General features: G+C 34.0%; 10 protein-coding genes. 4 read left to right on the forward strand and 6 right to left on the reverse strand.

Annotated elements, in window-relative coordinates; all coding sequences use genetic code 11:
• Positions 1-5 precede the first annotated feature (5 nt).
• Positions 6-2,786, reverse strand: coding sequence for an excinuclease ABC subunit UvrA (uvrA, locus tag C8N46_RS05745; protein ID WP_108113919.1), 2,781 nt, complete (start codon positions 2,784-2,786; stop codon positions 6-8).
• A 310-nt stretch (positions 2,787-3,096) separates the two neighbouring features.
• Between uvrA and C8N46_RS05750 the strand changes: the two genes are divergently transcribed.
• Complete coding sequence (locus tag C8N46_RS05750) at positions 3,097-3,678, forward strand: RNA polymerase sigma factor (protein WP_108113920.1); 582 nt, start codon at positions 3,097-3,099, stop codon at positions 3,676-3,678.
• Positions 3,679-4,097: 419 nt separating this feature from the next.
• Here C8N46_RS05750 and C8N46_RS05755 read toward each other — a convergent pair whose 3' ends face one another.
• Entirely contained in the window at positions 4,098-4,766 is a 669-nt protein-coding gene (locus C8N46_RS05755) for an endonuclease III domain-containing protein (protein ID WP_108113921.1), read from the reverse strand.
• A gap of 47 nt (positions 4,767-4,813) precedes the next feature.
• Here C8N46_RS05755 and bcp point away from each other — a divergent pair, with 47 nt between their 5' ends.
• Positions 4,814-5,275, forward strand: coding sequence for a thioredoxin-dependent thiol peroxidase (bcp, locus tag C8N46_RS05760; protein WP_108113922.1), 462 nt, complete (start codon positions 4,814-4,816; stop codon positions 5,273-5,275).
• 190 nt (positions 5,276-5,465) lie between these two features.
• Here bcp and C8N46_RS05765 read toward each other — a convergent pair whose 3' ends face one another.
• Both C8N46_RS05765 and C8N46_RS05770 read right to left on the reverse strand, forming a co-directional pair.
• Positions 5,466-5,948 (reverse strand): CIA30 family protein, encoded by a 483-nt coding sequence (locus tag C8N46_RS05765; protein WP_108113923.1) that lies wholly within the window; start codon positions 5,946-5,948, stop codon positions 5,466-5,468.
• 83 nt (positions 5,949-6,031) lie between these two features.
• A complete protein-coding gene (locus tag C8N46_RS05770) occupies positions 6,032-7,495 on the reverse strand; it encodes a nicotinate-nucleotide adenylyltransferase (protein WP_108113924.1) in 1,464 nt (487 codons plus the stop codon).
• Positions 7,496-7,661: 166 nt separating this feature from the next.
• On the opposite strand from C8N46_RS05770, the gene C8N46_RS05775 reads away from it, so the two are divergent.
• Together C8N46_RS05775 and C8N46_RS05780 are read left to right on the forward strand one after the other, a co-directional pair.
• Positions 7,662-8,426, forward strand: coding sequence for an MBL fold metallo-hydrolase (locus tag C8N46_RS05775; RefSeq protein WP_108114132.1), 765 nt, complete (start codon positions 7,662-7,664; stop codon positions 8,424-8,426).
• Between the two features lie 12 nt (positions 8,427-8,438).
• Positions 8,439-8,969, forward strand: a complete 531-nt coding sequence (locus C8N46_RS05780) for a hypothetical protein (RefSeq protein ID WP_108113925.1) — start codon at positions 8,439-8,441, stop codon at positions 8,967-8,969.
• 82 nt (positions 8,970-9,051) lie between these two features.
• Here C8N46_RS05780 and C8N46_RS05785 read toward each other — a convergent pair whose 3' ends face one another.
• Entirely contained in the window at positions 9,052-10,944 is a 1,893-nt protein-coding gene (locus tag C8N46_RS05785) for an NACHT domain-containing protein (protein WP_108113926.1), read from the reverse strand.
• A 94-nt stretch (positions 10,945-11,038) separates the two neighbouring features.
• Positions 11,039-11,692, reverse strand: a complete 654-nt coding sequence (locus tag C8N46_RS05790) for an alpha/beta hydrolase (protein WP_108113927.1) — start codon at positions 11,690-11,692, stop codon at positions 11,039-11,041.
• Position 11,693 lies beyond the last annotated feature (1 nt).

Consider the following 11,693-nt stretch of genomic DNA (forward strand, 5'->3'; position numbering starts at 1 on the left):
AAGGCTTACAGTTTCTCCTTTAAATACGCTCCTGTAAACGAATTTTTATTTTGTACGATTTCTTCGGGTGTTCCTTCTGCAATTAAAGTTCCGCCGTTTTTTCCGCCTTCTGGACCTAAATCAATGATGAAATCGGCACATTTAATGAGTTCAATATTGTGTTCTACCACAACGATGGAATGTCCTTTATCAATCAACGCGTCAAAAGAAGCGAGGAGTTTCTTGATATCGTGAAAATGCAATCCAGTAGTCGGTTCATCAAAAATAAACAATGCTTTTTCTTTGGTATTTCCTTTCACTAAAAACGACGCCAGCTTGATACGTTGTGCTTCACCGCCAGAAAGCGTTGAAGAGCTTTGTCCCAGCGTTACATAACCCAAACCAACATCTTGTAACGGTTTTAACTTACGGTAGATTTTCGTTTGTTCATGTTTGGTGAAAAATTCCATCGCATCGTCAATCGTCATCGTGAGAATGTCGTCGATATTTTTATCTTCAAACGTGACTTCAAGCACTTCTTTTTTGAAGCGTTTTCCACCACAAGTTTCACATTCCAAATGCACATCTGCCATAAACTGCATTTCAATTGTTACTTGTCCTTCACCTTTGCAAGTTTCGCAACGTCCGCCGTCTACGTTAAAGGAAAAATGCTTGGTTTTGTAATTTCTAATTTTGGATAATTTCTGACTTGCAAACAAGGCTCTGATATCATCATAGGCTTTGATATACGTCACAGGATTGGAGCGTGAAGAACGTCCAATCGGATTTTGATCAACAAATTCAATATGTTTTACAGTGCTATATTTCCCTTCCAATTTACTGAATTGACCAGGTTTTTCGCCATAACCGCCAGTTTCTTTTAGCATGGAAGGATATAAAATCTTTTTGACCAACGAGCTTTTTCCACTTCCAGAAACACCTGTAACAACCGTTAACATGTTTAGTGGAAAAGTCACGTCAATATTTTTAAGATTGTTCTCGCGTGCGCCAACTACCTTTATGAAATGATTGGAAGTTCTACGTTTTTTAGGAACTTCAATTTTCATAGATTTGTTGAGGTATTTTGCAGTCAACGAATCTGCTTTGAGTATGCTCTTGTAATCACCAAAAGCGACCACATTTCCACCGTTTGTTCCTGCTTCTGGACCAATATCTATAATTTCGTCTGCGGCGTGCATGATGTCTTCGTCATGTTCAACCACAATAACGGTATTTCCTAAATCGCGCAAGGAAAGCAATACTTTTATCAAACGTTCACTATCTTTCGGATGCAGTCCAATACTAGGTTCGTCCAAAATATACATAGAACCCACCAAACTACTTCCCAACGAAGTCGCCAAGTTGATACGCTGCGATTCTCCTCCAGAAAGTGAATTCGATTTACGATTGAGCGTCAAATAGTCCAATCCGACATTGGTTAGAAACTGCAAACGATTTTTGATTTCTTTCAATAAACGTTTGGCAATTTGTGCATCGTTTTCGTTTAATTTTAATTCGTCAAAAAACACGACCAATTCCTTCAACGGTAATACGACCAAATCTGTAATGGTTTTTCCACCAATTTTCACATAATTCGCTTCTACGCGCAAGCGTTTTCCACCGCAAACCGTACATTTGGTTTTTCCACGATAACGAGAAAGCATCACACGATTTTGAATTTTATAGCTTTTCTCTTCCAAAAAGGCAAAAAATTGATGCAATCCTTCAAAATATTCGTTTCCATCCCAAACAAGTTGCTTTTGAGCGTCTGTCAATTCAAACCAAGGCTTGTGAATCGGAAAATCGAATTTATAGGCATTGTTGACCAATTGATCTCTGTACCAACTCATGCTTTCGCCACGCCAAGGAAAAATAGCGTTTTCATACACAGAAAGTCCCGTATTAGGTATGACCAAATCTTCATCAATTCCAATCACATCGCCGTAGCCTTCACATTTTGGACAAGCGCCGTACGGATTGTTAAAACTGAATAGGTGAATATTCGGTTCGAGAAATTTCATGCCATCCAGTTCAAATTTATTGCTAAAATGAACGATTGTGTTATCGCTCAAGGTTTCAATATAGCATTCGCCTTTTCCTTCAAAAAAGGCAGTTTGTACCGCATCACCCAAACGATTGTAAAAATCTTCGTCGTGTGAAACCACGATTCGGTCAATCACCAAAGCAAAATCGTCTGAAAAGTCTTCGTTAATTTCATCAATACGAATAATTTCATCATTTTTCTTGATACGCGCGTAGCCTTGCTGCGCCAATACTTTTATGGTGTGAAATGCACTGCGATCCTCTGGAACTGTGACAGGCGCTAATAATAGTAACTTACTGCGTTCTTCAAACGTTTTTATATAATTGATGACATCGGTTACGGTATGTTTTTTGACTTCTTCGCCCGAAATAGGAGAGTAGGTTTTTCCTATGCGTGCAAATAGTAATTTTAAATAATCGTAGATTTCTGTAGTCGTTCCCACAGACGAGCGCGGATTGGTAGAGTTTACTTTTTGTTCAATCGCAATGGCAGGTGCAATCCCTTTAATATAATCGACTTTAGGCTTGTGCAATCGTCCCAAAAACTGTCGCGCATACGACGATAGACTTTCTACATAACGTCGCTGTCCTTCCGCATATAAGGTATCAAAGGCTAAACTGGATTTTCCAGAACCTGAAAGTCCTGTAATCACCACCAATTTATTTCGTGGAATGACTACGTCAATATTTTTAAGGTTGTGCAATTTTGCACCTTTGATAATAATATTTTCTTTCGGATTTACTGTAGCGATGTCTTGTGTCATTGGGAAAAAATAAGTGCAAAGATACGGCTTTTACATCTCGTAATGAAATCATTTTACTGTAATGCATCTTCAATAAAAGTGTTTGTGTTTACGAAAAAAATAATGTCTTACAAACACACTTTCAGTATCATAAACACACGAAAAATGTTAAATTATTTGATTTTATTTGCTTTTTTTTAACGAATGTTGTTATATTTGGACATCATTAATCAAATTCTACAAAATAATCTGCGTATAGCATAAAAATACTTTTTTAAAAAATTCGTAATAATTATCAGCCTCGATAATTCTAAAGTAAAAAAGTATTGCTATGGAACAGAACCTGCAAGATTCAGTATTGGTATCTAATTACATCAGTGGCGACGAGTGCGCTTTGGGCGTGTTGATTGAGCGTCATAAACAGCGAATATATAGTTTTATATATTCTAAAGTGCTAGATAGAGATATTACAGAAGACATTTTTCAAGATACCTTCATTAAAGTGATTCGAACTTTAAAAAAAGGAAATTACAATGAGGAAGGAAAGTTTCTTCCTTGGGTAATGCGTATTTCACACAATTTAGTGATTGATCATTTTAGAAAGAATAATAGAATGCCAAAGTATGATAATAGTGGCGATTTTAATATTTTTTCGGTGTTGAGCGATACGAATTTAAACGCGGAAAGTAAAATCATTAAAACACAGGTTGAAAGCGACGTACGACGCTTGGTAGACGAGCTTCCTGCTGACCAAAAAGAAGTGTTAATGATGCGAATGTATCAAGATTTGAGCTTTAAGGAAATCTCAGAGAAAACAGGCGTTAGCATCAATACTGCTCTGGGTAGAATGCGTTACGCGCTGATTAATTTGCGTAAGGTAATTGAAAAACATAACATAGTTTTGACAAACTAACACAATAAATTAAAAAATGCTGCGTTGTTCTTTTAAATTTAAACGGCAACGTATGGCAAAAAATTACACTAAAAGTTCACCAGAAACCAAAAAAATGCTACCGAAAAAGGAAACAATTAGCTTTCTGTTGAACTATTCGAAAGCTTTAAGTGTTATTAATTACAAAAGGATGAAGTTTGAAACACTTCTCAACTAAACTTTGGAAAAAAGACTCGTTAGCTGCGAGTCTTTTTTATTTTGCTTTGGTCGCTTTGCTCCATTCAAGGATTCAAAATTCAATGATTCCAGGTTTTTCTTCGCTTTGCTCATTTGTCAATTTATTTTTTCGCTATTGTTTAGTGGTTTATGAGTTTAAAAGTTTACGTTTCAAACAACAAACAACAAACAACAAACAACAAACAACAAACAACCAAAAAAACCTATTTCCCTTTCTTCGCTTTCAATTTCAAATACTCATTAATCACCGATTTTCTTCCAATAGTTTTGGTGATGATATCTTTGTCCAAATCCCAACCGCGCGCTGGTGAGTATTCACGTCCGTACCAAATAATTTGTAAATGCAAATCGTTCCATTTTTCTTTGGGAAACAACCGTTTGGCATCTCTTTCCGTTTGAACGACATTTTTCCCATTGGATAAATTCCAACGATACATGAGTCTGTGAATGTGTGTATCTACAGGAAATGCTGGAATTCCAAAGGCTTGACTGATAACAACACTCGCCGTTTTATGTCCGACCGCAGGTAATTCTTCCAATTCTTCTAAGGTTTTCGGTACTTTTCCATCGTGTTTATCAATCAGAATTTGTGACAAACCGTAAATTCCTTTCGATTTCATTGGCGACAGGCCCACAGGTTTGATGATTTCTCTGATTTCTTCTACCGAAAGTTTGACCATGTCATAGGGATTATCAGCACGCTCAAAAAGTAATGGTGTGATTTGATTCACGCGAACATCCGTACTTTGTGCAGATAGCAACACTGCGATTAACAGCGTGTACGGATCTGTATGGTCAAGTGGAACGGGAATTTCAGGATAGTATGTTTCTAAAGTATCAATAACAAACTGAACTTTTTCTTGTTTAGTCATTTTTCAGTATTTTTGAACAAAAATAAAATAATATTAAACGATACGCTATGAATACGTTAAAAAGTGGAGACAAAGTACCTAATTTTACAGTAAATGATCAAGATGGAAATCCGGTTTCCTTGTCGGATTATGCTGGGAAAAAATTAGTCGTGTTCTTTTATCCAAAAGCAAGTACGCCAGGTTGTACGGCAGAAGCTTGTAATTTGCGAGATAACTACGAAATTTTACACGAAAAAGGATACGAATTGTTAGGCGTAAGTGCCGATTCTGAAAAAAGACAAACCAATTTTAGAAATAAATACGATTTTCAATTTCCGCTATTAGCTGACGAAAACAGAGAAGTGATTGAAGCGTTTGGTGTTTGGGGCGAAAAGAAATTCATGGGAAAAATCTATGACGGAATTCACCGTAAAACCTTTTTAATCAATGAAGAAGGTGTGGTTGATCACGTAATTGACAAAGTAAAAACCAAAGATCACGCAGCGCAGATTTTGGAGTTGGTTGGTTGATTCGTCAATTTGAAAATTTCTTGATTACTAAATCGTCTGTTCGAGTGGCGAATCTCTGATTCGTTGTATCGAGAACTGCTTGGTGACTTTTTGTTTCTTAGTACTTCTCGATACTAAATTTCTGCGAAATTTCACTCGAAGTGACGTTCAGAAATAGAAACAGATTTTATAGAAAAATAAAGTCTGTTTTTTATTTTAGTTCAATACAATCCAACTCCAATCGAAAAGTTTCTTTCTTTTTATTGCCAATCAAAAAACCGAGTTCTTCAATTTGATTAGCGGAAAAGTTCTCTATATCTAAGATTTTTCCGCGAAAGCGTGGATATAACGTGTTTAGCGGAATTTCAATCGTTTCCCAATTGCCCGAAGTTTTAAATTTTGAAACATACGAATGACGGTCGTCACTATTTTCTTTTACGCGAAATTGATAGGTTTTTCCATCACCTTTTAAGCGAATGATAACAGTTGTTTTCCCAGAAATAATAGTTTTTCCTATCGCATAACGAATAGAGGAGAAGCCGCCGTTATTTTCCAAGCGAACAGTTCCTTTAAAGACACCGTGACCGTTTTCATTAAGGCTAAAATTTCCCTCAGAAACGCCACCCATGACAGCATCATTCACAATAGACCAATTTGAAATATCGCTTGTTTTAGTAAAGTCAACTAAAGTCATAGTATTTTTAAAATATATAATAGTGAAAAATTCATGAATAAACTTGAACATAAAAAAAGCTCCAACAATTGGAGCTTTCTATATTATTTATTTTCAATCAATTCTTTTTTGTTTTGTTGCATATAGCCAAACAGGTTTTTCTCTTTGATGATTTTTGCAACACCGTCTGGTAACATTTCTTCCCAACCTTCTTCATTGTCAGCAATCATTTTTAACACTTGTCGCGAGAAAATATGTAGAATATCATTTTCAAAATCGAAAATATCAACCACTTTTCCATTGTACTTAAAGAATTTGTACAATTCTTTCATTCGTGGATGTACTTTTAGGTTGTTGCTGTTGATTAATTCGCCTGTTTCTTTGCGTTTCATTGGGTATAAGTACACTTTCAAGTCTTTATAGAACAGCTTACCAAATGCTTCTAGAATTCCTCCACTGACGTGACGATAGTATTTTTCATCAAAAATATCGACCAAATTGTTTACGCCCATCGTCAATGCCATACGCTCTTTCGTGTAGTTAGAGAAATATTCTACCAATCGATAGTATTCTTTAAAGTTAGAAATCATGACGGTTTGTCCAAGCGAACCGAGTAATTGCGCTCTGTCCATAAAATCTTGTTCATCAATTTCACCTTCTGCACGTAAATTGGAAAGTGTAATTTCAAACAAGACAACCGTATTTTCTTCTTCTACTTTATTTTCACGAATAAAAATTTCATACGATTTTTCAAACATATCCATGTTTACCATGGTTACAGGACGAAAACTTCCACGAAGCGCTAATACGTTCTTTTTGTACAACAAACGCGCTGGAAGAATATTATTTCCGTCAGGACCGAAAATCACGGCTTCTGTCATGCCATTTTTCAAGAGTTGCAAACTCATCAATCGGTTGTCAACTTTGTCAAATTGCGGTCCAGAGAAGTTAATCGTGTCAATTTCAATTTTATCCTTGTCAATATGGTCGTATAAACTTTTCAGTAATTCTTTTGGATTGTCATATTTGTAAAACGCACCATAAATCAAGTTTACGCCCATAGTACCAAGCGTTTCCTGCTGTAATTTTGCATCATTTTCTTGGAAACGAATGTGAAGAAGGATTTCGTTATATCCTTGTGATGGATCAATTTGATATTTAATTCCAATCCAACCGTGACCTTTGTATTTTTTAGCAAAATCAATCGTAGCCACCGTATTTGCGAAGCTAAAAAACATTTTATCTGGATGTTTTTCACGAGAAATACGCGCTTCAATCAACGCCATTTCGTGTGTCAACATCTTTTTTAAACGTGCTTCCGTAACATAACGTCGGTCGTGTTCTACACCATAAATAGCGTCACTAAAATCCTTATCATACGCACTCATGGCTTTTGCAATCGTACCAGAAGCACCACCAGACCTAAAAAAATGGCGAACAGTTTCCTGTCCAGCTCCAATTTCTGCAAATGTTCCGTAAATCTGATTATTTAAGTTGATTCGTAATGCTTTCGCTTTTATGGAAGGTACATTTTCAATTACCTTGTCACCTTTGTAGACAATAGCCATGCGTGAATTAAATTTGTTTATTACAAAAATAAACATTCATTATTCTTTTTGAACCATATATTTAAGTTTTTTGTTAAATAAACAGTTAAATTTGAAGAATCATCGATAAAATACGCCGTTGCCTGTTCAAAACGGTCTAATTCTTAACAAACTATCAGCCTTTATGATGCAAGTAACTTTTTTAGGCACAGGAACTTCGCAGGGAATTCCTATCATCGGAAGTACGCATCCTGTATGTCTGAGTGATGATCCGCGCGATAAACGATTGCGAGTTTCCGTGTTGATTTCTTGGGAAGATGCTACGTACGTTATTGATTGTGGCCCTGATTTCCGACAGCAAATGTTGCGTGCCAATTGCAACTATATTGACGGAATTTTATTTACACACGAACATGCCGATCATACTGCGGGATTGGATGATATTCGTCCGTATTATTTCCGTCAAGGCGATATTGATACCTATGCGCACAAACGTGTTTTTGGAGAATTAGAACGACGATTTGATTATATTTTTGAAACTGAAAATAAATATCCTGGCGCGCCTGGTGTGATTCAGCATGAAGTGAAAAACAACCATTCATTCGAATTGAAAGGAGTGAAGGTAACGCCAATTAATGTGTGGCATCACAAATTGCAGGTGTTTGGTTATCGTTTGGACGATTTTGCCTATCTCACGGATGTGAAAACAATAGAACAAGCCGAAAAAGACAAACTAAAAGGACTAAAAGTTTTGGTTGTCAATGCATTACGAATTGAACCACATATTTCACATTTTTCGTTGCAAGAAGCCTTGGATTTTATTGCCGAAGTTCAGCCAGAACGTGCGTATTTAACGCATATCAGTCATTTGTTAGGTTTTCATGCAGAAGTTTCCAAAGAATTGCCAGAAAATGTATTTTTGGCGTACGATACCCTAACCATTACAATTTAAAATAGCATTTACATGAAAAAGCGAATTTTACTATATAGCATCATTTTTTTGATTTTACTAGTATTGTATCTCTATGTGAGTTCCAACAAACAATATGAGCTACAATCCACTAAAATTGAAGAATTACGCGGGAAAATTGATACACTAAAAACCGAAGTTACTACGTATAAAGATTCTGTCAATACTTTACTTGACGTGAATGCGAATTTGCACTATTTTTCGTTTGAAAATAATGGCGAAGCGATTAATTATTTTGAAGGAACGGAAGTGGATGTGCAAAACCTTCCACAAATTATTACGGATGCTATTTATGATCAAAATTCGGCTTCTGCCAACAATCCATTAGTTCCGTTTGATGGTACTAGCGGAAAATTCATGTCCGTAGACCGTGTCAAAGTCATCAATCACAAATGGGTAATCTGCAGCTTCACTGACGGCGATTATTGGGGCGAAATGTTACTACGCTACGAAATCAACGGAAAAACCAAGGAATTAACGTTTGAATTAATATCAGAAGTGTTGTATCCGAAGTATGAAGGTTGATTTTTTAATTATTTTATAATTTACATTTTAGTTATTAAATAATTTTAAGATTTCTTTACCATGATATAATTTGTGCATTACTTTAATAATAAAATGTTATTTCAGGATGTTCTTTTTGCATTTTTTTTATAAAGATTATGAGTTCTTGTAATTCTAAAAGCTGAGGAATTATTTTATCATCATTAAGTTTCTTATCTACATGCCTAATTCCTATAAAGTCTAAACCTGATAAGGCATTACTTATGTAAGAGTTTTTAATATAATTTATTAGTCTTTTCTTTAAAAGTCCTACTTGTGGAGTAGTAGATAAAAGAATATTTTTATCAAGATTTTTTGATATTTTTAACAATAAATCTTCTCCTAATTTCTCATATAGTAACACCAAGGAATATAATATCCTTATGCTACCATCATAAACAATTATACAATCATAATTTCTCTCTAAATTTAATAAATTATTAATGGTTTTTTTATAGTCATTTTTGACTAAGAATATTTTTTTATGTCTAATTTTTACAAAATATTTGATATCAATATATTTTGTACCTAATTTACTGTCAAACATATAATAATTGATAAATTCTTCAGGAGGGGCATTAGTTGATTTAAAAAACTCTTTTAGAAATAACTCAGTTACTTCTAGTGAATTAAAATTAATATCATATATACTTTTTGGATTTTGAATAATATTTAAAGTAAAAAAATACTCAAAAATAGATTTATGAGAAAACTTATAATTACCAGCAGAGTCTCTGTTTAATAGAGATTTACTTTTTATATAACTATATTTATTATTAAGAAACTCACTTTCTAGTATAGAAATATCGAATCCATTAACATCAAAATTTGAAGAATGATGTATTAGAAGTCCTTTTTCATGAATGTCATCATACATTTTTTTTGATAAGCCTATTGAAAAGTTTTTTAATAATTCTTTATACTTTTCTGTAGATCCAAATTTTATATCTATTCCTGGCTTTTTTGACTCTCTATCTAACCATTTATTGATTAGGACCTCATATATGTAGAAAGTTGTTAATCGTTTCTTTTTAATCTTAATCAAATCTTCAATATGTGATAACAACATCGGTCTAACTAAGAGGCTTTGAGATTTTACTATTATCTTTCGGGCATTTCTTTTTTTGTTTAACTGATAAAATTTGAATTTTTTATTAATATATTTTTTTATATCTAAATGATTGAAAGGAGATAAATATACTTTTCTAAAATAGTAATGACCACTTTCTCCAAAAGAGTATTGTCCAGTTTCATAAGGTTCTTCTTGCTCATTTGAAAAAAATTGTGTTCTACATGTAATTACTACAATATTAAATTCATTACATACATCTAGAATCGTAGACATTCTTTCATCATAATTTTTTAATACCTTGGTATCTTCATCAAGTGCATCTAAGAGTAGAATTGTATTGTTTTTATTAGGAACGGACTTAATCTTTTCAAGAATATCTTTAGCTCCTAAAGGAAATAGTTTGATATTTAATTTCTGTCTTGAAAAAAAGGTATTGAATTGATTTATATGCTTTAAATATAGATTAATCATAAAAGCTGTTTTACCCATACCAGCTCCCGCAAGTATTATGAAATATTTATTTAAAGATTTTTCTTTAAAAACTTCATTAATAAATAATTTTATGATTTTTTGCCTTGCAGCACCAATGTGTCGAGGATTAGGTTCCTCTTCATTAGAAGGAGAAATATCTTGATAATATTGAGTAATATAGTGTTTAGTGTATTTTTTTACATCAGAAGAAGTGAAATAAGGTTTTAAATTTTTATTTAATAGTAGTTTATTTCTCCATTTAATTAATAACATTATTCCTTTCCATAAATAAGAAAGCACTATAATAAGAATAAACAGTAAGGCAATACCAAGTAATATTTCACTTTGAATATTTTCTGGGCATCCCAATAATTTACAAACGTAAACTACAACATCTTTAAGCAAATCTTTCATTTCTTATGATATAAAGTATAATTGTTGTATAAGAAAATATACACTTTATAAAAGTAAGAAATATATACTAATTAAAGTTTAGATAAAGTTTTTTTCAAATCTGTTTCAATAACCAAGCTTTAAACGAATAAAAATTCTGCGGTGCTACGCCGTGTCCTACAGGATATTCTTCGTACACGTAATTCAATCCGTGTTCTTTCATAAATGGTTCAATCAAACGTGCGGCAGCTACGGGAATGACTTGGTCTACACTTCCGTGAGAACAGTAAAAGTGTAGGTGTTCGTAGTTTTTATCATCACTAAAATCAAAAATCTTATGATTCAAATAGCCACTGAGCGCGACAATATTTTTTATTTTTTCAGGATACGTAAACGCGACAGCATAACTCAAAATCGTTCCCTGACTGAATCCTAACAAGGTTACATTATTCGCATCAACAGAATAATTTTCCACCACTTCATCAATAAATTGCGCTACCAAATCTCTCGATTCAATCGCTTGTTCGTCGTTGCTGATTTTTTCCGTTGCTGTGTAATGAATATCATACCAAGAATAACCATACGGTTGTAAATCGCGCGGCGCGCGTGCCGAAATCACAAATAAATGTTCAGGCAATTCTGAGGCAAACGAAAACAAATCTTCTTCATTACTGCCGTAACCGTGTAACAAAATGATAACAGGTGCGTTTTCAGCGCCGTCTTTGGGTGTTCTGATGATATGATGTAGTGAAAGTTTTTTTGCTTCCATA

This window comes from Kordia periserrulae (genome assembly GCF_003054265.1).
GTDB lineage: Bacteria > Bacteroidota > Bacteroidia > Flavobacteriales > Flavobacteriaceae > Kordia > Kordia periserrulae.